The organism is Rhodoferax sp. GW822-FHT02D07, from assembly GCF_058802405.1.
In genome coordinates this window covers 562,988-587,055 of sequence record NZ_JBXAOD010000002.1, presented here as the reverse complement: position 1 = coordinate 587,055, position 24,068 = coordinate 562,988, and the positions used below count along the sequence as shown (strand labels likewise).

26 protein-coding genes are annotated in these 24,068 nt (G+C 61.5%); 12 read left to right on the top strand and 14 right to left on the bottom strand.

All coding sequences use genetic code 11. The features are described 5' to 3' along the window. Window positions 1-38: 38 nt before the first annotated feature. Window positions 39-980, bottom strand: a complete 942-nt coding sequence (locus AC1RNN_RS07415) for a LysR family transcriptional regulator (RefSeq protein WP_493087361.1) — start codon at window positions 978-980, stop codon at window positions 39-41. 118 nt (window positions 981-1,098) lie between these two features. On the opposite strand from AC1RNN_RS07415, the gene AC1RNN_RS07410 reads away from it, so the two are divergent. The 4 genes from AC1RNN_RS07410 (at window position 1,099) to AC1RNN_RS07395 (ending at window position 3,308) form a co-directional block, all read left to right on the top strand. Next, entirely contained in the window at window positions 1,099-1,800 is a 702-nt protein-coding gene (locus AC1RNN_RS07410; RefSeq protein ID WP_493087363.1) for a pirin family protein, read from the top strand. A 32-nt stretch (window positions 1,801-1,832) separates the two neighbouring features. Continuing rightward, the gene (locus tag AC1RNN_RS07405; protein WP_493087365.1) at window positions 1,833-2,243 is read left to right on the top strand and encodes a DoxX family protein; all 411 of its coding nucleotides are present in this window, start codon (window positions 1,833-1,835) and stop codon (window positions 2,241-2,243) included. A 75-nt stretch (window positions 2,244-2,318) separates the two neighbouring features. Continuing rightward, window positions 2,319-2,870, top strand: a complete 552-nt coding sequence (locus AC1RNN_RS07400; protein WP_493087367.1) for a flavodoxin family protein — start codon at window positions 2,319-2,321, stop codon at window positions 2,868-2,870. Window positions 2,871-3,032: 162 nt separating this feature from the next. Then, entirely contained in the window at window positions 3,033-3,308 is a 276-nt protein-coding gene (locus AC1RNN_RS07395) for a hypothetical protein (RefSeq protein WP_493087368.1), read from the top strand. A gap of 143 nt (window positions 3,309-3,451) precedes the next feature. On the opposite strand, the gene AC1RNN_RS07390 is transcribed toward AC1RNN_RS07395, so the two are convergent. Both AC1RNN_RS07390 and AC1RNN_RS07385 read right to left on the bottom strand, forming a co-directional pair. After that, entirely contained in the window at window positions 3,452-4,819 is a 1,368-nt protein-coding gene (locus tag AC1RNN_RS07390; RefSeq protein ID WP_493087369.1) for a hypothetical protein, read from the bottom strand. Window positions 4,820-5,210: 391 nt separating this feature from the next. Continuing rightward, window positions 5,211-6,095: a LysR family transcriptional regulator gene (locus tag AC1RNN_RS07385; RefSeq protein WP_493087371.1), complete on the bottom strand. Its 885-nt coding sequence runs from the start codon at window positions 6,093-6,095 to the stop codon at window positions 5,211-5,213. 120 nt (window positions 6,096-6,215) lie between these two features. Here AC1RNN_RS07385 and AC1RNN_RS07380 point away from each other — a divergent pair, with 120 nt between their 5' ends. Both AC1RNN_RS07380 and AC1RNN_RS07375 read left to right on the top strand, forming a co-directional pair. Beyond that, window positions 6,216-6,596 (top strand): DoxX family protein, encoded by a 381-nt coding sequence (locus AC1RNN_RS07380; protein WP_493087372.1) that lies wholly within the window; start codon window positions 6,216-6,218, stop codon window positions 6,594-6,596. Window positions 6,597-6,606: 10 nt separating this feature from the next. Beyond that, entirely contained in the window at window positions 6,607-7,302 is a 696-nt protein-coding gene (locus tag AC1RNN_RS07375) for a glutathione S-transferase family protein (protein WP_493087373.1), read from the top strand. 231 nt (window positions 7,303-7,533) lie between these two features. Here AC1RNN_RS07375 and AC1RNN_RS07370 read toward each other — a convergent pair whose 3' ends face one another. Beyond that, a complete protein-coding gene (locus AC1RNN_RS07370) occupies window positions 7,534-8,265 on the bottom strand; it encodes a helix-turn-helix domain-containing protein (RefSeq protein WP_493087375.1) in 732 nt (243 codons plus the stop codon). A 115-nt stretch (window positions 8,266-8,380) separates the two neighbouring features. Here AC1RNN_RS07370 and AC1RNN_RS07365 point away from each other — a divergent pair, with 115 nt between their 5' ends. The 5 genes from AC1RNN_RS07365 (at window position 8,381) to AC1RNN_RS07345 (ending at window position 13,086) form a co-directional block, all read left to right on the top strand. Next, entirely contained in the window at window positions 8,381-9,190 is an 810-nt protein-coding gene (locus tag AC1RNN_RS07365) for a hypothetical protein (protein WP_493087377.1), read from the top strand. Window positions 9,191-9,234: 44 nt separating this feature from the next. Continuing rightward, complete coding sequence (locus AC1RNN_RS07360) at window positions 9,235-11,145, top strand: MFS transporter (RefSeq protein ID WP_493087378.1); 1,911 nt, start codon at window positions 9,235-9,237, stop codon at window positions 11,143-11,145. Between the two features lie 127 nt (window positions 11,146-11,272). Next, complete coding sequence (locus AC1RNN_RS07355) at window positions 11,273-11,752, top strand: YiaA/YiaB family inner membrane protein (protein ID WP_493087379.1); 480 nt, start codon at window positions 11,273-11,275, stop codon at window positions 11,750-11,752. A 24-nt stretch (window positions 11,753-11,776) separates the two neighbouring features. Further along, a complete protein-coding gene (locus AC1RNN_RS07350) occupies window positions 11,777-12,247 on the top strand; it encodes a hypothetical protein (RefSeq protein ID WP_493087380.1) in 471 nt (156 codons plus the stop codon). 8 nt (window positions 12,248-12,255) lie between these two features. Beyond that, window positions 12,256-13,086 carry a DUF2145 domain-containing protein gene (locus AC1RNN_RS07345; protein ID WP_493088222.1) on the top strand — a complete coding sequence of 277 codons (831 nt, stop codon included), beginning with the start codon at window positions 12,256-12,258 and terminating at the stop codon, window positions 13,084-13,086. A 5-nt stretch (window positions 13,087-13,091) separates the two neighbouring features. Here the strand turns inward: AC1RNN_RS07345 and AC1RNN_RS07340 are convergent, their stop codons facing one another. After that, a complete protein-coding gene (locus AC1RNN_RS07340) occupies window positions 13,092-13,853 on the bottom strand; it encodes a sulfurtransferase (RefSeq protein ID WP_493087382.1) in 762 nt (253 codons plus the stop codon). Window positions 13,854-13,871: 18 nt separating this feature from the next. After that, window positions 13,872-14,288, bottom strand: a complete 417-nt coding sequence (locus tag AC1RNN_RS07335; RefSeq protein WP_493087383.1) for a hypothetical protein — start codon at window positions 14,286-14,288, stop codon at window positions 13,872-13,874. A 125-nt stretch (window positions 14,289-14,413) separates the two neighbouring features. On the opposite strand from AC1RNN_RS07335, the gene dnaE reads away from it, so the two are divergent. Continuing rightward, window positions 14,414-17,986 carry a DNA polymerase III subunit alpha gene (dnaE, locus tag AC1RNN_RS07330; RefSeq protein ID WP_493087385.1) on the top strand — a complete coding sequence of 1,191 codons (3,573 nt, stop codon included), beginning with the start codon at window positions 14,414-14,416 and terminating at the stop codon, window positions 17,984-17,986. 64 nt (window positions 17,987-18,050) lie between these two features. Here dnaE and tolA read toward each other — a convergent pair whose 3' ends face one another. The 8 genes from tolA to AC1RNN_RS07290 form a co-directional block, all read right to left on the bottom strand. Then, complete coding sequence (tolA, locus tag AC1RNN_RS07325) at window positions 18,051-18,986, bottom strand: cell envelope integrity protein TolA (RefSeq protein WP_493087387.1); 936 nt, start codon at window positions 18,984-18,986, stop codon at window positions 18,051-18,053. Window positions 18,987-18,995: 9 nt separating this feature from the next. Further along, window positions 18,996-19,430 carry an ExbD/TolR family protein gene (locus AC1RNN_RS07320; RefSeq protein ID WP_493087388.1) on the bottom strand — a complete coding sequence of 145 codons (435 nt, stop codon included), beginning with the start codon at window positions 19,428-19,430 and terminating at the stop codon, window positions 18,996-18,998. Between the two features lie 13 nt (window positions 19,431-19,443). Then, window positions 19,444-20,142 carry a protein TolQ gene (gene tolQ / locus AC1RNN_RS07315; protein WP_493087389.1) on the bottom strand — a complete coding sequence of 233 codons (699 nt, stop codon included), beginning with the start codon at window positions 20,140-20,142 and terminating at the stop codon, window positions 19,444-19,446. 22 nt (window positions 20,143-20,164) lie between these two features. Next, window positions 20,165-21,346 (bottom strand): pyridoxal phosphate-dependent aminotransferase, encoded by a 1,182-nt coding sequence (locus tag AC1RNN_RS07310; protein WP_493087390.1) that lies wholly within the window; start codon window positions 21,344-21,346, stop codon window positions 20,165-20,167. A gap of 7 nt (window positions 21,347-21,353) precedes the next feature. Beyond that, a complete protein-coding gene (gene nusB, locus AC1RNN_RS07305) occupies window positions 21,354-21,902 on the bottom strand; it encodes a transcription antitermination factor NusB (protein WP_493087391.1) in 549 nt (182 codons plus the stop codon). Further along, window positions 21,902-22,369 carry a 6,7-dimethyl-8-ribityllumazine synthase gene (gene ribH / locus AC1RNN_RS07300; RefSeq protein WP_493087392.1) on the bottom strand — a complete coding sequence of 156 codons (468 nt, stop codon included), beginning with the start codon at window positions 22,367-22,369 and terminating at the stop codon, window positions 21,902-21,904. The genes nusB and ribH overlap by 1 nt, the downstream gene beginning before the upstream one ends. 54 nt (window positions 22,370-22,423) lie before the next feature. Then, window positions 22,424-23,542 (bottom strand): bifunctional 3,4-dihydroxy-2-butanone-4-phosphate synthase/GTP cyclohydrolase II, encoded by a 1,119-nt coding sequence (ribBA, locus tag AC1RNN_RS07295; protein ID WP_493087393.1) that lies wholly within the window; start codon window positions 23,540-23,542, stop codon window positions 22,424-22,426. Between the two features lie 121 nt (window positions 23,543-23,663). Continuing rightward, on the bottom strand, window positions 23,664-24,065 hold the full coding sequence (locus AC1RNN_RS07290; protein ID WP_493087394.1) for an RNA-binding S4 domain-containing protein: 402 nt from the start codon (window positions 24,063-24,065) through the stop codon (window positions 23,664-23,666). Window positions 24,066-24,068: the final 3 nt, after the last annotated feature.

Sequence of the window (24,068 nt, the reverse complement as noted above, 5' to 3'; positions counted from 1 at the left end):
ACGGTGGGCGGGGCCGTCCAGACGAGTTGCTCGGGGTTTCAGCTGCTGCGGTGCTCTTCGAGCAGGGCCAGGCGTGTGGTGGGGCTTTCCAGTTGCTGCAACCACCACTGCTGGGTGCGGCCCTGGGTGGTGGTTTTGCCCTGGCGCCAGGCGTAGTGCAGGGGCACCTGGCGCTGGGCGCGCTCGGTGCGCTTGACGACGAGGCGGCCGGTTTCGATGTAGCTGTCGGCCATGCAGCGCGGCAGGTTGCCGCCGCCCAGGCCGCGCAGTTGCGCGTCGAGCTTGGCGTGCATGGTGGGCACGGTGAATACGTCCTGCCCGCTGAGCAGGCCAAAGGTCTCGCCCGCGCCGCGCTGGATGGAGTCCGCCACGGCCACCGCGCGGTACTTGCGAATCATCTCGTCCGTCAGCGGCTCTGGGGCGCTGGCCAGCGGGTGGTGCGGCGCCACAGCGTAGACGAAGGTGATGTGGCCCAGTGGCTTGCTGTGAACACCGGCCGTGCGGGCCGAATCCGGGCCCACGCCGATGGCAAGGTCGGCCTGCCCGGTACTTAGCGCCTCCAGCGTGCCCGACAGTGTTTCTTCGCGGATGCGGATGCGTGTGGGCGGCGACTGGCTGAAGAAGGCATCGCACAACTCCATGATGGTGGGCTTGGAGATGACGGTGTCGATGGCAATGGTGAACTGCGGCTCCCAGCCCGTAGCCACGCGCTTGACGCGGTTGGCCACGGCATCGATTTCCTCCAGCAGGCGCGAGCCCTCGCGCAGCAGCTCGGCGCCCGCTTCGGTGAGCCGCGCCTGGCGCGAGCTGCGGTCGTAGAGCAACACGTCCAGCGCATCCTCGATCTGGCGCACCCGGTAGGTGAGGGCGCTGGGCACCATGCCCATCTCGCGCGCTGCCGCAGCAAAGCTGCCGGCGGCCGCAATGGTTTGCAGCATGGCGAGCGCGTCAGGGGTCAGAAAGTCGCGGGCGTTTTGCATGGTTGGTGCATTTAAGTTGAATTTGTTTGAATGATGCCATCAAACAGCGTGGATGGAAAAGTGCCTTGCCAGTCCTAAAGTTCAGTCCATACCAGCGACGACACGAAAGGAGTCCACCATGTTGACCTTACGCAAATCCCAGGACCGCGGCCACGCCGATCACGGCTGGCTCAAGTCGTTCCACAGCTTTTCTTTTGCCGGCTACTACGACCCGGCCCACATGGGCTGGGGCAACCTGCGCGTCATCAACGAAGACCGCATCGCCCCCGGTACCGGCTTTGGCACCCATGGCCACCGCGACATGGAAATCATCAGCTACGTGATGTCCGGCAACTTGGCCCACAAGGACAGCATGGGCAACGTCAAGGGCATCCCGCCCGGCGACGTGCAGCGCATGAGCGCAGGCACCGGAGTGATGCATAGCGAGTTCAACCACGCCCAAGGCGAGACCACGCACTTCTTCCAGATCTGGATTGAACCCAATGTGCGCGGCATCCCGCCCAGCTACGAGCAAAAAAGCTTTGCCCCTGCCGAGAAAGAGGGAAAGCTCCGGCTGGTAGCGTCGCCCGACGGCGCTGAAGGCAGCGTGCTGATCCACGCGGATGCCAAACTGTATAGCGGCCTGTTCGATGACGGACAACAGGCGCAACTGGACCTGGACCCCGCACGCAAAGCCTATGTACAGGTACTGCGTGGCGCGGTGGAGGTGAATGGAGCCAAGCTCAACCCGGGCGACGCTGCACTGCTGGAAGGCGAAAGCCGGATTGAACTGGCCCACGGGAAGGACGCCGAAGTCTTGGTGTTCGACCTGGAGGCCTGAGCTTTATTTTTTAACCGACGAAGGAGATCCTCATGTTTGACAAGTTCCAAAACCCCCTGGCCCTGGCCGCGCGCATTCTGCTGGCTGCCCTGTTTTTGCCTGCCGGCATTAGCAAGATCGCCGGCTTTGCCGGTACCGTGGGCTACATCAGCTCCGTGGGCCTGCCCCTGCCTGCCGTAGGCGCCGTGCTGGCCATCCTGGCTGAAGCGGGCGGCGGCCTGGCCCTGCTGCTGGGCTTCCAGACCCGTTTGGCCGCCCTGGCCCTGGCCATCTTCTCGGTCGTGGCCGGTATCTTCTTCCACGCCTACTGGTCCATGCCCGCTGAGCAGGTCATGATCAACCAGATCATGTTCATGAAGAACATCGCCATTGCGGGCGGTCTGCTGGCTCTGGTGGCCTTTGGCCCCGGCAAGCTGAGCCTGGACGCCAAGCAAGGTCGTTAATTTGTGGTCCCGGGCCCGCCGCGTGCGGGCCCTTTTTGCGTTTCGTACTTTCTTTTTTAACCAAGGAGTTTTGACATGGCAAAAGTAGCAGTCGTTTTCCATTCCGGTTATGGCCACACCCAGCGCCTGGCCCAGTCCGTGGCGCAAGGCGCCGGCGCGGATCTGATCACCATCGACGCCGAAGGCAATGTGCCCGAAGCCGCCTGGGACACCCTGGCCGCCGCTGACGCGATCATTTTCGGTTCGCCCACCTACATGGGCAGCGTGAGCTGGCAGTTCAAGAAGTTTGCTGATGCCTCCAGCAAGCCCTGGTATGTGCAAGCCTGGAAAGACAAGATCTTTGGCGGCTTCACCAACAGCGCCAACGTGGACGGCGACAAGCACTCCACACTGCACTACTTCATGACCCTGGCCATGCAACACGGCGGCCTGTGGGCTGGCACCGGCATGGCCTACAACAACCACAAGGGTTCGCAGCGGACGGACATCAACTACCTGGCCTCCAACGCCGGCCCCATCGCCCAAACCCCTGGCGATGCCAGCGCGGACGAGATGAACGCCGGTGACCTGGAAACCGGCCGCAAGTACGGCGAGCGCATTGCTGCGCTGGCTGCCAAGCGCGGTTAAGCAATCGGCGCTAGGCGCTTACTTTGAGCCTCCTGTGTGCGAGCACAGGAGGCTTTTCTGTTTCTGCAGTTGGGGAGATGTCATTGCCAGCAGCTGCCTTGGGCCACGAGCAGGCGTTGGACAATGTCTGCTTTCGGGCGGTACGTTAAGAGGGGAAAATAAATGTCAGAGACAGCAACCTTGAAGTTGGCCGACTTACCAAGTCCGGACGACGAACAGGCCATCTTCGAGTTTGCAATGTCGTTCAATGGCTACGAAGCATACGGCTCATTTAAGGACGCGGCCGCCGCTGCTCGCGAGCAGCGACGCTCTTCACTATCGGAGATACGCAACGAACTCTTTTTCGTTGCACGTGCGTCTAGGCATTCCGACAACAATGGATTTTTGAACCGCTATCGCGAGCTGCTTCCCGCCCTTCAACGATTGTTGGGCAGCTGAGGGCCAGGAGCGGAAGTCGAACAACGACTGCTTTTAACTTAGACACTTCCACGATGAGCTCCTTGAGTTGAAGGGGCTAAAACTGTGGACACACAGAGATCAATTGCAAGTGGCGGCCGAGTATTCGTATTCTGCTGATTCCATCAGTCGAGCAGTTTCTCGTAAGGGTTATTCAGCTTTACAGTCACTTTCTTGATACCCGACTGAATGTTGGGCTGGATTTCAATTCCAGCTTCGCCAGCAGAGGACTGTGTGAGCTGTATCACCTGTCCATTGAACAGCTTGAATCCCGCATAGAAGCCTGCGTATTCGTTGGTAAAGGCACCTTCATAAAGTACACCGTAAGCTAGGCCATCCTTTGCCTCAGCGCCTGACAAGGCCTCTTTCAAGGGAACTAGACGCCGCCCCTCCACCACAACAGGCTTGCGGTAGAAGGCCTCAATGACCAATGTGCGACTCTGGTCGTGAATCTGGTGGCAGAACTGACGGCTGACTCGCTGCGGTCCTCCGTCCCCTAGGTCGGAGAAGGTGTACCCGGAGCACCAATTACCCCATGTACCTGCACCAACACCTGCGGATACCCAGCTATTGGTCCGCTCCTGAATCATATGAGTACCCATTGGAATCGCGACTGATACTTCGTAGGTACGCCAATTGCCGCTAGAACCCGTCGGATAGGCCATTCCTTGTGCAGATACAGAAAGCACTTGATCGCTCCAACCCTTGCCCGCGGTCACCTCCAACAGCTCCAAGCTTGTTGGTCGTTTTGGTAGAAGTAGTAATTCAGTCTCGTAGTCCAAGATTTTTTTCTGCGCACCAAAGAGAGCGGCTGCGATACGTCCACGTTGCTCCCACGACTCCACTTTGATTTTCAGGCGTTGCACTTTGCGATCGTCAAAAGCGGCATTGACTAACTCCACTGGCACTTCGGCTACTGCCACGTAGTCCTGTGAGAATGGCAGCAACTGGATCGCTTGCCCATTGACGGAGACCTTGACTTGACGATTTCTTTTAAAGGCTTGTCCGGTGAATTGGACTTTGTAAGAACCCTTCTCCCGGTAGACCTGGCTATACCCACGCACCTGTCGCAGAAGGAAGGTGTCAGCCTTAATGAATGGAAGTTGCCCAAGAATGGTATTGAGGTCCATCGCTGCGAACTGCTCGATACTCATGACCCTGTTGGCCAATGAATCCAAGTTGTTGCTCATCTCCAGCGCACTTTTGAGAAATTGCTGCTGTTGTTGTGTCAGTTTGTCGAACGTGCGGTCTGTGTTGTCTTTCAACACGACATCAGAATTGGCCAGCAACATCTGCAGCTCACGTGCAGCTTTTTCCATAAGGTAATCACCAGACATTGCGGCCTGTGTGATCTTGCCCGTGACGTTTTCATTTAGTTTGTTTAGTGCATCTTTGACGACAACTCCACCCAAGATGACCCCAACTTGTGCGCTTGCAATTTGTGGGATTAGCGCAAAGACAAACATCGTCGCCCATAGCAGTTTCTTCAGCATTGATTCCCCCTGTTAGTTGGTTGTTTGTTGAGCCGAAATCAAATCGTCGGCGACTTGTAACAATTTGTCAATGCACTGCTCACCTCATTTTTGACCCAAATTGCTCGGTCGCAATCGGGCGCATCACATTGGGCGGCAACGTACCCCGTTGCTAGACAAGTGCTTCTGCTAAGGCGTTCATAGACTGCCCATCGTACCTACCTTGTAAGCTTCCGTTGAATGTCCGCTTGCGGGTCATGAATCCGGGTTGCTAGAGGGCCGATTTGGGTCGGTTGCTGAGATGGGTAGGGCCCAGTCGCCATCATTCGCTGATGATTGCCGATGTCAAGTTCGGAGCAGTCCCCGGATTGAAGCTCGTTGAGTTGCCATTCATCACCATGGATTCCGCCGACTATTCCAAACTAAGGCACTGCGACAAGTGGCTGAAAACGGTGGAGACGCGACGCAGGTGTCGGGATTCGGTATGGGTTAGCAGCCATAACTCTGTCTGGCACTCGTCCAGCACGTCTGAGATTCTTCGAAGTTGCACATTGCCTTCCGCAAGAAACAGTGGGAGCAGTCCAATGCCGAAATCCTTCGCAACCAAATCTGCCACCGTCAGAATGCTGTTAACACGGTAAGTGGGCATGACCTTTGGGAAATGCTTTTTGCGCCAGACCACAGATGGATGTTCGGGCAAAGCATCATCAGGCGCAATCCAGCAATAGTCTCTGGCCAAAGTTTCGTCAAACTTGCGTACAGATGAAGAGCGGGCGGCATAAACGGCCACGCGAATGGGACCTACATGCTTTCCCACAAGGTGGTTCGGAGGCCGACGTGTGGCACGCACAGCAATGTCAGCATCTCTTCGCGTGAGGCTTGCAAGCTCATTACCCGCGTGCAGATCAAACGACAGCAAGGGATATTGCTTGTGCAAGGCATGTAGCGCGGGTGCTACCAGGGCATGAAGGATCGTGTCGGTTGTAGTTATCCGCACTGATCCAGAGACATGTTCAGGACTGAGTTGGGTCAACGAACGAGCTGCCTCCAGATGCACTTCCATCTGTTCTGCCTCGGTGGCCAATTCTTGCGCGAGCTCAGAACTCTGGTATCCCTGACGGGATCGTTCAAACAGGCGTTGCCCCATTCCCTTTTCGATCCTTTGAAGGCTTCTGAAGACAGTCGATGCGTCCTGGCCTAAGCGCTCTCCGGCCATGGCGAGGGTGCCAGTGCGGCTCAGCGCCAAAACGACTTCCAGGTCTGCAGCGGAAATTTTGTATTGCGTTTTTGCATTCATAGTTTGAATTTTTGCCTATTTCAATTGCGAAATCGCAAAACTACATTCCATTCTTCGCAACTTCAATGGAACCATGCAATGACTTCAAACCGAGACACACGATCAACCAGCTTTGGAATCATGCTCTTGCGCGTAAGCCTTGGCGTCATGTGGATTGCACATGCCTTGCTCAAGCTGCTTGTATTCACACTCCCTGGCACAGCCCAGTTCTTTCAGAGCATCGGCCTTCCTGGGTTCTTGGCTTATCCGGTCTTCGCGGTTGAGTTGCTGGGTGGCATCGCCTTGGCACTGGGCTTTTATGCCCGGCAGGTTTCATTGGCACTGGTTCCGGTAATGGCTGTGGCCGCATCGGTACACTTTGGCAACGGCTGGGTTCATACCAGCCCAAACGGTGGATGGGAGTACCCCGTTTTTCTCACTGTGGCGTCGCTAGCGCTTTGGCTTCTGGGTGACGGTGCCTGCACCACCCGTGCATCACAGCGTTTTACACCCAGCCTCTGAGGTGAACGCCATGACCCAAAAACTTACGCTCGTCAGCCACGTGTTGTGCCCTTACGTTCAGCGCGCAGTTATCGCTCTCAATGAAAAGAAGGTCGAGTTTGAGCGCATTGACATTGACCTTGCCAACAAGCCTGATTGGTTCCTCAAGATTTCACCCCTGGGCAAGACGCCGGTCTTGCTGGTGGACGGGCAACCGATTTTTGAGTCAGCGGTGATTTGCGAATACCTGGAAGACACGCAAGTTCCTGCCCTCCATCCCGCCGATCCGTTGCAGCGTGCGCGTCACCGGTCATGGATGGAGTTTGCATCTGCCACCTTGAACGGCATCGGCGGCTTGTATTGCGCACAAGATACAAAGACGTTCGATGCGAAGGCAGCAGAGATCAACAGCAAGTTCCGCCAGTTGGAGGCTGAACTGGCAGCAGCGGGCAATCAGGGCCCCTTCTTTGACGGCGCGACTTTCCGTCTTGTGGACGCTGCCTTTGGTCCCGTATTTCGGTATTTCGACGTCTTCGACACGATTGGCGATTTTGGTGTCTTCACCAACGTACCCCGAGTCTGTCAGTGGCGTAGCGCCCTGCAAAGTCGTCCGTCAGTCAAGGCTGCTGTTCGGCCGAACTACCCCGAGCTTTTGCATGCCTTTCTGCTCAAACGCAATTCAGAAATCTCGCGCCGCATGCAGGACGTCGCCGGGCTAACCGAATAAATCTTCCCCCCTCAATCGCATCAGGAGACAACCATGTCCACGGTCCAAAAACTCATCGAATCCCGTATTTCTGCAAATGCGTTTGACACAATACGTCCGGTCAGCAACACGTAAATGCAGGAACTCGTCCGGCTGGCCACGCTGGCACCCGATGCCTATAACTTCCAGAACTGGAAGTTCATTGCCGTCGCTGGATGCCTTGGTTATTGAGAATTTGGGGAGCCAGAGTTCCTAGCGCCGCAACTGCGTAAAGGCTCCAAACTCCCACCGCCGAATCGCCAACAGCAGGGTGTATCCCTCGCGCTCATGCTCTGGCACCTTCTGGTCCGCCAGGTGTTGGCGTGAAAAATCCAGCGCCACGCGCTGCATGCGTTCCAGGAAGGCTGGTGCCAGGCTGCGGCTGATGGAGCCGTGCACCAACATCAGGCCTTCGTCATTGCCGTCAAAGCCGCCGGAGAAATAGTCCAGCAACGCGTGCTCGCGGAAGAAGGTCATCACCGGCCCGTGCGGGCGCCAGCGGAAGGTCTTGGCCAGCTTGAGCCGGTAGCGGTTGAGCGGGCGCAGCTCGATGATGCCGATGCGGTCCAGCTGGGCGAGCGCCTGGATGCATTCGGCCTCGCTCAGCCGGTAGCTGCCGACGATCTGTTCCAGCGTCCAGTGGCTCAGCACGCTGATGGCCACCAGCAGCAGCTTTTTGTCGGCCACCACGGCACTCTCCTGCGCCTGCGTCAGCTGGTTGAGCAGGGGCTGGTTGTCCGCCACCGTACGGGCCAGGTCGGCAAAGTCCAGCGTTAGCGCGCGGCAGATGGCGTCAATGCGGGAGAGCGGCATGTCGCCCTTGGCCAGCATGCGCTTCACGCTGGATTCGGCCATACCCAGCGCGACGGCTAGGTCGGCATAGGTCATCTGGGCGGCCTTGAGTTCCTTCTTGAGGGCGATGACCAGGTCGGTGGTGGTGCTCATAAGTATCGATTATTGATACTTTGTGGCGATGGGTGCAATACGGAGGCACTTTTTGATGATGTAAAGGGGGCGGCTTTGCACACTGCGTCCATCACAAGCCTCAAGAGACACATGTATGTTGCTTCACTCCCTGTCTTCCTCCCAGCCGCTGGCGCCCGGGCGGTCCCGCCTGTCACGCGCAGAAGTGCTGCTGCTGCTCGGCTTGCTGGCCGCAGTCTGTCTGGCCGTGTTCGGACCGGCGGTGGCGCAGTACGCGGACTACCACGCCTTTGCGGACCAGCGCGGCTGGCCGGGCCTGCCCCACGCGATGGACGTGCTGTCTAACCTGCCGTTTGCCGTGTTCGGCATGTGGGGACTGGTGCGCGTGGCGGAGCAGGGCGCCGCATTGCGGGGTGACGCCCGTTGGCAATTGGCAGCGCTTTTCTTTGCAGGCTTGCTTGTGACTGCAGCCTGCTCCAGCTACTACCACTGGCAGCCGGACAACACCGGTCTGGCCATTGACCGCGGCGGCATGGTGCTGGCGTTTGCCGGCCTGCTGGGGGCTGCGGTGGCAGACCGCGTAAGCCTGCGCATGGGCAGTTTGGTAGCCGCCCTGGTGCTGGCGCTGGGCCCGCTGAGCGTGCTGCTGTGGTGGCACAACGGCAATCTGCTGCCCTGGGCTGTGCTGCAGGGCGGCGGCGTGTTGCTGGTAGTGGTCATGGCCATGCGCAGGCCTTTGGCCGGAGCCTGGAGTTTGCCGCTGCTGGCCAGCATCGGCTGGTATGGATTGGCCAAGTTTCTGGAGCTCGCAGACCACCCCGTGTATGCGTTGAGCGGCGGCTGGGTATCTGGCCACAGCCTCAAACACGTGGCTGCTGCGTGTGCCGCCTGGCCGGTCTTGCGCCTCATGCACAATGGCGCCCAACACAAGAGTCACTGGGCCTGAGCCTCAAGTGACCTGCATGCAACGATGACCCACAGACCCGAGGAATGCATATGAGTCACCCCGAGCACCCCAATCAGTTCGCGCTGCTGTCACAGCGCCGGTTTGCGCCTTTCTTCTGGACGCAGTTCTCCGGCGCCGCGAACGACAACCTCTTCAAATTCGCCTTCACCGTGATGGTGACCTACCAGCTGCAAGTGAGCTGGCTGCCGCCGGCTATGGCCGGTCTGGTCATCGGTGCGCTGTTCATCCTGCCGTTTCTGCTGTTCTCCGCTACCAGCGGCCAGCTGGCAGACAAGTACGACAAGCGCATTCTCATCATCTTTGTGAAGCGGCTGGAGATCTTCATCATGGCGCTGGCGGCCTGGGGCTTTTTCAGCGCCCAGATTCCGGTGCTGCTGCTCTGCACCTTCCTCATGGGCGTGCACTCCACGCTGTTTGGTCCGGTCAAGTTTGCCTACCTGCCGCAGGTGCTGAACGAGCGGGAGCTGACCGGTGGCAATGGCATGGTGGAAATGGGCACCTTTGTGGCCATCCTGCTGGGCAATGTGGCCGGCGGGCTCATCATTGCCGTGCCCGAGATTGGCGCGCACCACGTGGGCTTTGCCTGTGTGGGCATGGCCATTGTGGGGCGCCTGACCGCGCACTGGATTCCCGATTCGCCCGCCACCGATCCGCAGCTCAAGATCAACTGGAACCCGGTGACGGAGACCTGGCGCAACCTCAAACTGGCCAACGAAAACGTGGTGGTGTTCCGCTCGCTGCTGGGCATCAGCTGGATGTGGTTCTTCGGCGCTGTGTTCCTGAGCCAGTTCCCCAGCCTGGCCAAGGAAGTGCTGCATGGCGATGAACATGTGGCCTCGCTGCTGCTGGTGGTGTTCTCTATTGGTATTGGCGTGGGCTCGCTGCTGTGCGAGATCCTGAGCCGCCGCCAGGTGGAGATCGGTCTGGTGCCGCTGGGCGCCATTGGCATGAGCGTGTTTTCCATCGACCTGTACTTCGCCACCCGAGGCCTGCCCGCCAGCGCGGCCATGGGCGTGGGCGCCTTTCTGGACGTGGGCGCGAACTGGCGCGTGTTGATGGACCTGATGCTGCTGAGCCTTTTCGCCGGCCTCTACAGCGTGCCCATGTATGCGCTGATCCAGATGCGCAGCCAGCCCACGCACCGCGCCCGCATCATCGCGGCCAACAACATCCTCAACGCGCTGTTCATGATCGCCAGCTCGGTCATCGCCGGTGCGCTGCTGGGGGCGGGCTTCAGCATTCCGCAGATCTTCCTGTTCACCGGCCTGGCCAATGCGGTGGTGGCGGGCTATATCTTCCTGCTGGTGCCCGAGTACCTACTGCGCTTTGTGGCCTGGGTGCTGTCGCGCTGTGTCTACCGCTTCAAGGTGCAGGGCGATGACAACATCCCCACCACCGGTGCCGCCATCCTGGTGTGCAACCACGTGAGCTTTGTGGACGCGGTGCTGCTCATGGCGGCCAGCCCGCGCCCCATCTACTTCATCATGGACCACCAGATCTTCAAGGTGCCCGTGCTGGGCTGGCTGTTCCGCCTGGCCAAGGCCATCCCCATCGCGCCGCGCACGCAAGACCCGCAGGCTTATGAGTCGGCCTTCGAGGCGGCAGCCGGCAAGCTGGGCGAGGGTGATCTGGTCTGCATCTTCCCTGAAGGCGGCATCACCCGCGACGGCAAGCTGCAGGAGTTCAAGGGCGGCATCATGAAGATTCTGGAGCGCACCCAGGCTGCAGGCGTGCCGGTGCAGGTCATCCCCATGGCGCTGACCAACCTCTGGGGCTCCTTCTTCAGCCGCGTGGAGCAGGGTGACGCCATGGTGCGTCCCTTCCGCCGGGGTATGTTTACCCGCGTGGGCCTGAACGCTGGCGCGCCGCTGGCATCCAGCGAGGTGCAACCTGCGTTGCTGCAGCAGCGTGTGGCGGCCCTTCTGGGGACCTGAAAGTACCGTAATCCGGTACTTCTTGTTGTGTCTATTTCTACTGCTTTAGTTTCGCGAGACTTGGGCTCCGGGGCTGGCTAGCATCCGTTTCGTCTTCATTTTCTTTCCTTCTTTTTCGGGGATCACCATGCAAGTTGCTTCCAAAGTTCTGATTCAACGCGACACCAAGGCCTGGACGCTGCAGGTCTGGGTGTCTTTCGGTCTGGCGGTTTTTCTCTGCGCAGTGGGCTTGGCCTATCTGCCCGGTGCCGATCTGGACCGCGTGTTCATGGTGATGGGCTACTTCTTCTGCCTCTCTGCGGCCTTCGTGCTGGCGAAGTTTGTGCGCGACAACGAGCGCAACCGTCGCGATGACCGTGGTGGCGACACCCCCATGTTCGGCATGGTGGTGTGGGGCGGCTTCTTCCTGGCCATGGGCCTGACAGGCTGGGGCCTGGTGCGCATGGAGGTGAACGACACCTACAAGGCCTTCCTGGGCGTGAGCTGGCTCTACCTCATCACCTGCACCTTCACCCTGGCCAAGACCCTGCGCGACCGTCACGAGGCTGACATGGCCGAAGCCCGCCTGCAGGGCCGCATGCAGCGCGCCAGCGCTGACACTGAGTAAGCCAACGTCCGAAAGGAGCCTCGTATGCACACGCCTGTTCGTCGTCCGATTGCTACTGTTTTGGTAGCTGTTTGCGCACTGTTGGTGGGGGCTGGAGCCAGTTTTCATGCCCAGGCCCAGAGTGAAGCCTCGGCCCTGAGCGCCATCTCGGCCATGCCGGTGGCCTCGGTGGTGGTGGGTGCCAGCGCAGCGGCGGGGGCAGTGGTGGCCATTCCGGTCATGCTGTCCACAGCCGGCACGGTGCTGGTGATCAAGACCATCGAGGTCAGCGCCAAGGGCACGGTCTACCTGCTGGAGCGTGCGTCGGATGGTGCCCAGGTCAGCGTGCAGGTGGCGTCGGGTGGCGCCATATTGGCCTCCGCAGCCGTCGGCACTGCCGTGACGGTGAGCGTGATCGGCGCAGGCACTGTGCTGTCTGCGGCGGGTGAAGTGCTGGCTTTCATTCCCAACGCCTTGGGCCGCGCCCTGTTGCACAACGAGCGCGTGGCCTTGTGAGCATCAGCATGGTATGCAGGGCCCGGCTTGCCGGGTGGGTAACCGGCGGCGTGCTGGCTGGGGTGGCTCTGGCGCCTGCGCAAGCCCTGGCGGGGCGCAACTGCGATGTGCAGTTGCCGCTGAAATCCAGCGTGCTGGAGCGTGGCATGGGGCTGGCTGCGCGCACGCTCACCGCGCTGGACGCCAGTGGTGCGGATGTGGTGGTGCTGGCCCGCGCCGGGCAAGACCTGAGCAAGTACGGCGTGTACTACTCGCACCTGGGCTTTGCCTACCGCCAGCCCGATGGTGCCAACGGTCATGTCTGGCGTGTGCTGCACAAGCTCAACCTCTGCGGCACGGCCGTATCGGCCATTTACCGCCAGGGGCTGGGCGAATTTTTTCTGGATGACCTATGGCGCTACGAAGCGGCCTGGGCGATGCCTACACCTGAGGTACAGGCCCAGCTGCTGAAGGTGTTGCGCGACGAGCCGCGCTCCGTCTCGCTGCACCACAGGCCCTACAGCATGGTGAGCTATGCCTGGAGCCAGAAGTACCAGCAGTCCAACCAGTGGGCCATAGAAACCCTGGCGCTGGCCATGGGTGGCACGGACCGGGGAGGGCAGGTCGGGCGGGAGCAGGCACAGGCCTGGTTGCAGTCACGCGACTACCAGCCCACCCCACTGAAGATCGGCGCTCTGACACGTCTGGGTGGCCGCATGACGGCGGCCAACATCGCCTTCGACGACCACCCCAATTCCAAGCGGTTTTCCGACCGCATTGAAACGGTGACGGTGGATTCGGTGTTTGACTGGATGCAGCGCGCCAAGCTCACCAGCCAGCCGGTGACCAAGCTGCGCTAGCTGGCTCAGGCGGGCTGGTCTTCGCCGGCTGCCAGGCCCACGGTCTGCAGGTCGGCGCCCAGGGCGCGGCGCTCGTCAAAGACAAAGCAGCCGCCGTGGTAGTGGCTGCCATCGGTTTCTTCGAAGTATTTGAGGATGCCGCCTTCGAGCTGGTAGACGTGTTCCAGTCCCTCTTCGCGCATCAGAATGGCGGCTTTCTCGCAGCGGATGCCACCGGTGCAAAAGCTCACCACGGTCTTGTCCTTCAGCTCATCCAGGTGGCTGCGCAGCGCACCGGGGAATTCGGTGAATTTGGTGATGCGCCAGTCAATGGCGCCATCGAAGGTGCCTTCGTCTACCTCGAAGTCGTTGCGTGTGTCCAGCGTCACCACGGGGCGGCCCTCATCGTCGTGGCCCTGGTCCAGCCAACGCTTGACAGTCGCCGGTGCCACCGCCGGCGCGCGGCCATCGGCCGGCTTGATGGCGGGATGGTTCATGCGGATGATTTCGCCCTTGACCTTCACCAGCATCTTCTTGAAGGGATGTGTGTCCGACCAGCTTTCCTTGGGGTTGATATCGGCAAAACGCGGGTCGGTATGCAACTGGGCCACAAAGCCGCGCACATCATCGGCCGGTCCGGCCAGGAACATGTTGATGCCTTCCTCGGCCAGCAGGATGGTGCCCTTGAGGTTCAGTGCCGTGGCACGCGCCAGCAGCAGTTCGCGCAGCGCGGGCGCGTCGTTCAGTGGCACAAACTTGTAGGTGGAGATGTTCAGGATGGTGTTCACCCCCTGATTTTAGTTTTTTCAGCCCGCGGCCAGCTGCTGCTGTATCCAGTTCTGCGCGCTGGCGCTGTCAGAAAAAACGCGGGATTCGATGACACCATCCAGCAGGACCTCAAAGCGGGGCTTGAGCAGGCGGGCTCCTTCCACGCGCGAGTCGATCACAAAGGCCACGGCGCGCAACAGCGAGTGTGGCGGTCGCGCCGCGTAGTCCTGGCGGGTCTGGGCATAGATTTCTTCGCTGTAGACCAGGGTGTCGTGCAGGTGGTTAATGATGCCCCAGGGCCCCAGCCCGCTGAGTTGCGGCACGTGCTCCATCATCTGCTGGGCCACCAGGCGGCGCATTTCCGGGTTCCAGTCGCCCCGCATGTGCACGGTCAGGACGGAGCCGGATCGCTCGACCTGGGCTGCTCCGTGAGGGCGGAAGAGGGGGCTGGACATGGCTACTGTGCTCCGGGGGGACTGGCGAGTGGGCCCGCGTTGGGGGGGCTCGTGTGCTGCCATTGTGACGCAAGGCGATGTCCCTGTAGCCGCTTGCGGCGGGGTGGCAAAACTACAATGGCAGGATGTTTGTACACCTGCGCCTTCACACCGAGTTTTCCGTGGTGGATTCCACCTGCCGCATTGATGAGGTGGTCAAGGCGGCGGCCAAGGATGGCCAGCCCGCCATGGCCATCACCGACCTGAACAACCTGTTCGGGGCGCTCAAGTTCTACAAAGAAGGCCGTGGCAAGGGCGTCAAGCCGGTTCTGGGCGCAGAAATCGTCCTCGAAGGGCTTGGCGCGGATACCGGGGCCTTATCCCGCGTCATCCTGCTGGTGCAAAACAAGCAGGGCTATCTGAATATCTCCGAAATCATTGCTCGCGCCTTCACCCAAAACGTGGTGAAGAACCAAGCCGTGGTGAAAATGGCCTGGCTCAAGGAACTGAACGAGGGCCTGATCTGTCTGGCTGGCGCCCAGGCCGGCCCTGTGGGCCAGGCGCTGGTGCAGGGCGACACGGGGCGTGCATACGAGGCCGCCATGCAGCTGGCCAATGTCTTTACGCATCGCTTCTACCTAGAAGTGCAGCGCGTGGGCCGCTCCGATGATGAACCGCATGTGGTTGCCACGGTGCAATTGGCCGCGCGGATGATGCTGCCGGTGGTTGCTACCCACCCCATTCAATTCACGGAGCCCGATGACTTTGAGGCACACGAGGCGCGTGTCTGCATTGCCGATGGCGAAATCCTCAGCAACCCCAAACGTGTGCGCCGGTTCACGCGCGAGCAGTATTTCAAGACGGCCGCGCAGATGGAGGAGTTGTTTGCAGACATTCCATCCGCCATTGCCAATACGCTGGAGATCGCCAAGCGTTGCAGTCTGACGCTGGTGCTGGGCAAGCCTCAGTTGCCAGCCTTCCCTACACCCGAGGTCAATGGCCAGCGCATGACGCCGGAAGAGTATTTCCGCTATGCCTCGCACGAAGGGCTGAAGGAGCGCATGGTGCACCTCTACCCCGATGCGGCTGAGCGCGAAAAGCGCATGCCCGAATACGTGGAGCGCCTGGAGTTTGAGCTCACCACCATTCTGAAGATGGGCTTCCCGGGCTACTTCCTCATCGTGGGGGACTTCATCAACTGGGCCAAGAACAACGGCTGCCCCGTGGGGCCGGGCCGGGGCTCGGGCGCCGGTTCGCTGGTGGCCTATGCGCTCAAGATTACCGATCTGGATCCGATCCGCTACAAGCTGCTGTTCGAGCGTTTCCTGAACCCTGAGCGGGTCTCCATGCCCGACTTCGACATCGACTTCTGCCAGACCAACCGCAATCTGGTGATTGACTATGTGAAGGACAAGTACGGCAAGGACGCGGTGAGCCAGATTGCCACCTTCGGCACCATGGCCGCGCGCGGCGTGGTGCGCGACGTGGGGCGGGTGCTGGACATGAGCTACACCTTTTGCGACGGCATCAGCAAGCTCATCCCCAACAAGCCTGGCACCAACGTCACGCTGCAGTTGCCGCCCACGGATGGCAAGAAAAACGACAAGTACGTTTATGCCACCGAGGCCGAGCCCATTCTGGCCGAGCGCGAAGCCAAGGAAGAAGACGTCAAGACTCTGCTGGAGATGGCGCGCAAGCTCGAAGGCATGACCCGCAACATCGGCATGCACGCCGGGGGCGTGCTCATCGCGCCGGGCAAGCTGACCGATTTCTGCCCGTTGTACCAGCAGCCCGGTAGCGAATCCGCGGTGAGCCAGTACGACAAGGACGACGTCGAAGCCATTGGCCTGGTGAAGTTCGACTTCTTGGGGTTGGCCACGCTCACCATTCTGGAGATCGCGGCCGAGTTCATCCGCAAGCGCCATCCGGGGCAAGAAAAGTTTGCGTATGAAAACTTGCCGCTGGACGACCCCAAGGTCTACAGGCTGTTCTCCGAAGGCAAGACCGAGGCCGTGTTCCAGTTTGAAAGCGTGGGCATGCAACGCATGTTGGTGGACGCCAAGCCCAGCCGTCTGGAAGACCTGATTGCGCTGAACGCGCTATACCGTCCGGGCCCCATGGACCTGATTCCCAGTTTCGTGGCGCGCAAGCACGGCAAGGAAGAGGTAGAGTACCCGCACCCTGCGGTGGCCGAGATGCTGAGCGAGACCTACGGCATCATGGTTTACCAGGAGCAGGTGATGCAGACCGCGCAGATCCTGGGCGGCTACTCGCTGGGTGGCGCCGACTTGCTGCGCCGCGCCATGGGCAAGAAGAAGAAAGAGGAGATGGACCAGCACCGGGACATCTTCCGCGCTGGTGCGCTCAAGACGCATGGAATCCCCCAGGACAAGGCCGACGAAGTCTTCGACTTGATGGAGAAGTTCGCGGGCTACGGCTTCAACAAGTCGCACGCCGCTGCCTACTCGCTCCTGGCCTACCACACGGCCTGGATCAAGGTCCATTACACGGCTGAGTTCTTCTGCGCCAACATGACGGTGGAAATGGACGACACCGACAAGCTCAAGGTGCTCTATGAAGATGCCGTGAGCATGGGCCTTAGTTTTGAACCACCCAATATCAACCGCGGCGTCTACCGTTTCGAGCCCATCTCCAACAAGGAAATCCGTTACGGCCTGGGGGCCATCAAGGGAACCGGCCAGCAGGCGATCGAGGCCATCGTGGCCGCGCGCGAGGGTCGGGGCCCGACCGAAGAATCCGGTCCCTTCAAGAGCCTGTTCGACTTTGCGCGCCGCGTGGACCGCAGCCGCCTGAACAAGCGCTGCGTGGAAGCCCTCATCAAGGCGGGCGCCTTTGACACCCTGCAGCTCAACCGCGCTGCCTTGGTGGAGAGCATTGACCGTGCCTTCGACTTTGCCGCTGCCAGCGCAGCCAACGCCAACCAGCACGGCCTGTTTGACATGGGCGGCGAAGACGACCACGGTTCCAGCACGCAGGAGCCTGATTTGGTCGATGTGTTGCCCTGGGGCGTGCGCGAGCAGCTGACCCAGGAAAAGACGGCCGTGGGCTTCTACCTCTCGGGCCACCTGTTTGACGAGGTGGCGCTGGAGGTGCGTCGCTTTGCCAAGCGGCCGATTGAAGAGGTGCTGGAGACGCGCGAGCCCCAGGTGCTGGCCGGCATCATCAGCGGCTTTCGCGTCATCAATGGCAACCGCGGTCGGGTTGGCATCTTCACGCTGGATGACAAGTCTGCTGCGATCGAAGCCACCGCAGACGAAGCCATGCTGGGCACCTACCGTAACCTGTTGCAGGACGACACGTTGGTCATCGTAAGCGGACGCCTGCAGCCGGGGCGAAACGGCTTTGCGGCGCGCTTTGTCGTGCAGCAGGTCTGGAGCCTGGAACAGGCGCGTTGCCGCTTCGGTAAATTCCTGCGCGTGGCGGTGCAAATCGACGGCCAGCATCGCGGGCCGGATGTGCGGGCCATGGTGCGCGAATTCCCCGCCGAGCGGGAGCAGTCCGAACAGGGGGAAGTGGTGCGCGGTTTGTCGGTGCGCCTGCAGCTGCAATGCATGACCCCCGGTGCTGAGGGCTTGGCCGGCGCTGGCACCGAGCTGCACCTGGGCGAGGCCGCCAAGTTCTTCCCCAGTGACGCAGCCCTGGCCAGCTGGCGCGCACAGGCCTACCAGGGCAAGGCGGCCATTGTGTACGAGTTATAGGAAAACTGGCTTTCAGCCCACGTGGAATGTGCGCAAGAAGCTATCAGAACGATAGCGGATGCGATCAGGGTGCCAGCAGGGTCTGGGGTGACATGACGATGGTCATGGGCGACCAGATCTTGCCGTTGTCCGAAGGGAGCTTCTCGGTCTTGTCGATGGCGTTGAGTGCAGCGTTGTCCCAGGACTTGTTGCCGCTGCTCTTGACGATGCGGCGGCTCAGGATGTCGCCGCTGGGGCTCAGCGAGACTTCCACCTCGGTCACGGGGTTGCCCGCAATGATGTCGGTGTAGGTCACATTGGGCTTGATGCGCGCGGCGACACGGCCCAGGTAGTTGCCGCCAGGGCCGGCGCTTTTCTCCGCTGTTCCGGCACCACCGCTACCTGTAGACCCACCCGCCATCGCCACCATGCGTTTGAGGTTGTCCTCGCGGGTTTTTTGCGCGGCCAGCTCTGCCGCCTTGGCAGCCTTCTGCTTGGCCAGCGCTTCGGCCTTGGCTTTGTCGGCCTTTTCGGCTTTCTCGCGGCTGGCCTTGGCTTCCTGTTCCTTGCGCTGCTTGTCGGCGGCGAGCTTCTCCGCTGCCTGCTTTTCGCGTTGCAGCTTGTCCTTGCGTTCCTGCTCCAGTTTGGCCTGTTGCAGTTCCTTTTCCTTCTCCAGGCGAGCCTTTTCCTTTTCTTTTTCCCGGGCCAAAGCAATGTCTGCAGCCTTGGGGGTATCAGCCACGGGCGGAGCCGGTGGAGGAGCTGGGCGCACGGGGGCCGGTGGTTCGGGTTGCGGCGGTTCCGGTTCCGGATCGGGTTGCGGCAAGGGCGCGGCCTCTTGAGGCACGGAAGACCACAACTCTGCCTCAACCGCAACCTGCGGGCTTTCACGCTTCCAGGCTACGCCGGCTGTCAGCACTGCCAGTAGCACCAGATGCGCCACCAGCGCCAGACCAATGGCCCGAACCAGACCCGGCGTCGGAGGCGGGGCAAATTCGTTGTAGCGGTGCGCGGCGCTCATGCTGGGCAATCAGTTGGCCAGCTGTACCGAGAGGCCCACGCGCTGGATGCCGGCGCGCTGCAGCGTGTCCATGACCTGGACCACGCTCTCGTACTTCACGGCCTTGTCGGCGCTGATCACCACGGCCGAGTTGGTAGCAGCTGCGCTGTCCTTGGCGCCCTGGGCACGTTTGACGGCGGCGGCCAGTTCCTTGAGGGAGATGTTGCTGCTCTGGTCCTTGACCTTCATCTCCAGCGCATCGTTCTTGCCGATCACGATCTGGATGATCTGGTCCGGCTGGCGCGCCGCTTTGCCCACGCTGGGCAGGTCAATCATGCTGGGTGTGATGAGCGGAGCGGTCACCATGAAGATGATCAGCAGCACCAGCATCACGTCGATGAAGGGCACCATATTGATTTCGTTGATGGTGCGGCGGCCTCGGCCGCGTCCGGCTACTGCGGGCATAGTCGCTCCTGGCTCAGCGGGCCGCGGCCGCGGTGGCCTGGGCGCTCACATTGCGTTGCAGGATGTTGGAGAACTCTTCGATGAAGGTCTCCTGCTGGATGGCGATGCGGTCCAGGTCGCGCGCAAAGCGGTTGTAAGCCACCACGGCAGGGATGGCGGCAAACAGGCCAATGGCCGTAGCCACCAGGGCCTCGGCAATGCCGGGTGCCACGGTGGCCAGTGTCACTTGGGTGAGGGCGGCCAAGCCGGTGAAGGCGTGCATGATGCCCCACACGGTGCCAAACAGGCCCACATAGGGCGAAACCGAACCAACCGAGGCGAGGAAGGAGAGGTTGCTCTCCACCGAGTCCATCTCGCGCTGGAAGCTCGCGCGCATGGCGCGGCGGGCGCCGTCCATCAGCGTACCCACATCGGCCACGCGGCGCTCGCGCAGTTTCTGGAACTCGCGCATGCCGCTGGCAAAAATCCGTTCCATGGGGCCGCAATGCTGGGCGTTGCGGGTGGCGGCGTTGAACAGGTCATTGAGGCTGGAGCCAGACCAAAACTCGCGCTCGAAGGTTTCGTTCTGTGCCTTCACGCGCTTGAGCGCAAACAGCTTGCGGAAGATGGCGGCCCAGCTGGCAATGGACACCAGCATCAGCAGCAACATCACAGCCTGCACCACGATGCTGGCATTGAGGACCAAATGGAGGATGGAGAGATCTTGGTTCATCGGTGTTTTCAGGTCGGCAGGGTCATAGCATCGCACGCAGGCGGGCAATCGCTGTTTCCAATTGTTTCATGGAGCTGGCGGTGGAAAAACGCACGAACTGGGCCGTCTGCGCCGTGCCAAAGTCGCGCCCCGGCGTGATCGCTACATGGGCACGCTGCATGACTTCAAAGGCAAAGTCCCAGCTGTCCTTGAGCCCCAGTTTGCGGCAAAGTTCCGAACAGTCGGCCCAGGCGTAAAAGGCGCCGTCGGGCATGACAGGCACCTGCAGGCCCAGCGCATTGAGTGCGGGAATGAAGTAGTCACGCCGGGCCTTGAACTCGGCGCGACGCTGTTCATAGAGGGCGATGCTCGCCTCTTCAAAGCATTGCAGTGCTGCGTGCTGGGCGATGGTGCTGGGGCAGATGAAGAGGTTTTGCGCCAGGCGCTCCACCACGTCCACCAGTGCATCGGGCACCACCATCCAGCCCAGGCGCCAGCCCGTCATGTTGAAGTACTTGCTGAAGCTGTTGATGCTGATGATCTGGTCATCGATGGCCAGCGCGGTCTGGCCGAACTGTGCATCGTGGCTCAGCGCCAGGTAGATCTCATCGATGAGCGTGACACCGCCGCGGGCCTGCACCACCTGGTGGATGCGGCGCAGTTCGTCGGGGTGAATTGAGGTGCCGGTGGGGTTGCTGGGAGAGGCCAGTAGCACGCCGCGTGTGCGCGGACCCCATGCGGCTTCTACCTTGGCGGCGCTGAGCTGGAAGCGCTCTTCGGCGGTAGTGGGAATCAGCACCGCCTTGCCCTCTGCTGCGCTCACAAAGTGACGGTTGCAGGGGTAGCTCGGGTCGGGCATGAGGATCTCGTCGCCTGACTCGATCAGCGCCAGGCAGGCCAGGTGCAGCGCCGCTGATGCCCCCGCCGTCACCACAATGCGCCGGGCTGGCACCTGCACGCCAAAGCGGCTGGCATACCAGGCGCTGATGCGTTCACGCAGCTGCGGCAGGCCCGTGGCCTGGGTGTACTGCGAATGGCCGTTGCGCACCGCGCGCTCGGCGGCTTCCTGCACCAGCGGGGGCGCGGTGAAGTCGGGCTCGCCGATATTGAGGAACACCATGGGCGCATCGGTGTGCGCCACTTCGGCGGCCAGGGCAGAAGCGGCCTTGGCCACTTCCATCACATAAAACGGTTCAATGTTCTGTGCGCGGCTGGAGATCTGCATGGGCTTGTCAGGCCTTGCTGCTGCGTGCGGGTTTCTTGGCCTTGTCGGCTTCCACTTCGAGGGCGCGCAGTTGGGGCGCGAGGCCGTTGAGCACGCCGTTCACGTACTTGTGGCCATCGGTGCCGCCAAATTCCTTGGCCAGCTCCACGCATTCGTTGAGCACCACGCGCCATGGCACGTCCAGGCAGTGCTGGAATTCGTACACGCCAATCCACATCACGGCATGCTCAACGGGCGAGATTTCGCCCCAGGGGCGGTCCAGCAGCGGGGCGATCATGGCGTCCATGGCTTCGGCCTGCGCCACGCTGCCGTGCAGCAGGGCGTCGAAGTGGGCCGCGTCGGCCTTGTTGAAACCGGCCAAATCGCGCGTGAACGGGTCAATGTCTTCCACCGCATTGCGGCCCACCAGATGCTGGTAGAGGCCCTGCAGCGCGAATTCGCGTGCGCGCGTGCGGTTGGACTTGCTGGCTGCCTTGCGTGCGCCGGTGGCGGTAAGGCCGGTGCGGGACTGGCGGGGCGGGCGCTTGGCGCTGGTGGATGTGGGGGCGTCGCTCATCAGATGGCCTCCAGCAGATTGGCCATTTCCACAGCCACCTGGGCTGCATCGCGGCCCTTGTCGGTCTGGCGGGCCACGGCCTGCTCCAGGTTCTCGGTGGTGAGGATGGCGTTGGCGATGGGCAACTGGTAGTCCAGGCCCACGCGGGTGACGGCGGAGCCCGATTCATTGGCCACCAGCTCGAAGTGGTAGGTCTCACCACGGATGATGCAGCCCAGCGCGATAAGCGCGTCGTACTTGCCCTTTTCGGCCATGGCCTGCAGGGCTATCGCGACTTCCAGAGCGCCGGGTACGGTCACGTGGTCGATGTCCTTCTCGGAGACACCCAGCTTGAGCAGCTCGGTCTTGCAGGCCGTAAACAGTGCGTCGGTGATGGCCGCATTGAAGCGCGCCTGCACGATGCCGATGGAGAGTTTTTTGCCGTTGAGGCGGTCTTCGGTGGTATTGCCTTTGTCTGCGCCAAACATGGTCAGAGTCCTTTCAAATGCGGGCCGGCCACGCGGCAGGCCCCACAGGGTTGGTTATTGCTTGCAGATAAAGCCGGTGATTTCGAGACCGTAGCCAGCCATGCTGGGCATGCGGCGCGGGCTGCCCATGAGTTCCATTTTGTGTACTCCGCATTGCAGCAGAATCTGGGCGCCGATGCCGTAGGTGCGCAGATCCATGCGGCCGCGCTCGGGGGCCTGGGACGCCTTGGCGGTGCCGGCAAACTGGGCTAGTAACTGGTCGCCACTTTCGCCGCAGTTGAGCAGCACCACCACGCCATTGCCTTGCTTGGCCATATGGGCTAGCGTGGCGTCCAGGCTCCAGCTGTGCATGCTGCGGTCCAGCTCCAGTGCGTCCAGCACCGAGAGGGGCTCGTGCACACGCACCGGCACCACGGTGTCAGCGTTCCACTGGCCCTTGACCAAGGCCAGATGCACGCCGTTGCCGGTGGTGTCCTTGAAGGCGCGCGCGGTGAATTCGCCATAGGCGGTCTTGAGCGGGCGGCTGCCTTGGGCAGTGATGAGGGATTCGGTGCGGCTGCGGTGCTCGATGAGGTCGGCAATGGTGCCGATCTTGAGGCCGTGTTCGGCGGCAAACAGCTGCAGGTCAGGCAGGCGGGCCATGGTGCCGTCGTCCTTCATGATCTCGCAGATCACGGAGGAGGGGCTGCAGCCGGCCATGGCAGCCAGATCGCAACCGGCCTCGGTATGGCCGGCGCGCATGAGCACGCCGCCATCCACGGCCTGTAGGGGGAAGATGTGGCCGGGCTGCACCAAGTCGGAAGCGACGGCATTTTTGGCCACGGCGGCCTGCACGGTGCGGGCGCGGTCAGCGGCGGAGATGCCGGTGGTCACGCCCTCGGCGGCTTCGATGGAGACGGTGAAGGCGGTGCTGTAGACGGTGCCGTTACGTGCGGCCATGGGCGGCAGGTTCAGGTGCTCGCAGCGTTCGCGCGTCAGGGTCAGGCAGATGAGGCCACGGCCGAACTTGGCCATGAAGTTGATGGCGTCGGCGGTCACGTGGTCCGAGGCCAGGACCAGATCGCCCTCGTTTTCACGGTCCTCTTCGTCCACCAGGATGACCATGCGGCCGGCCCGCATGTCGGCCACGATGTCTTCGACCGGAGAAATGAGAACGGGGGAGAGGGCAGTCATGCGCGGGCTACTTTCAAAAGAACGATCCAGGGAGGAGGGCGCCTGTTGCAGGCGCAGGCCCCGATTATCGCCGTAAACCCCTCTGCATCACCCCGCCCCGGCGGCAAAACCGCTGGATGTTTCAGTCCAGAGAGGCGCTCCAGCGCTCGTTCCAGCCCTTGTCCAGCGCACGGCGGTCGCGCTTGGTGGGGCGGCCTTGAACCATGGCCTGGGCCGGCTCGGGGGCCAGGCGGTTCTGCTCGGCGATCTGGGCGCGCTTGGTCAGGCTCTCGGCCGTTTCTTCGTACAGCTGCTGGGCCACCGGGGCCGGCCCTCGCTGCTCGCTGATCCCGCGCACCACGATCGTGCGCGGAACCTTGGCTTGCCAGATGGTAAGCACATCGCCCACGCGCACTTCGCGTGCCGGTTTGATGTCGTGCTGATCGATCTGCACATGACCTTTGTTGACCTCGTCCGTGGCGAGCGAGCGGGTTTTAAAGAAGCGCGCGGCCCAGAGCCATTTGTCGATGCGGGTACTGTCCATGGG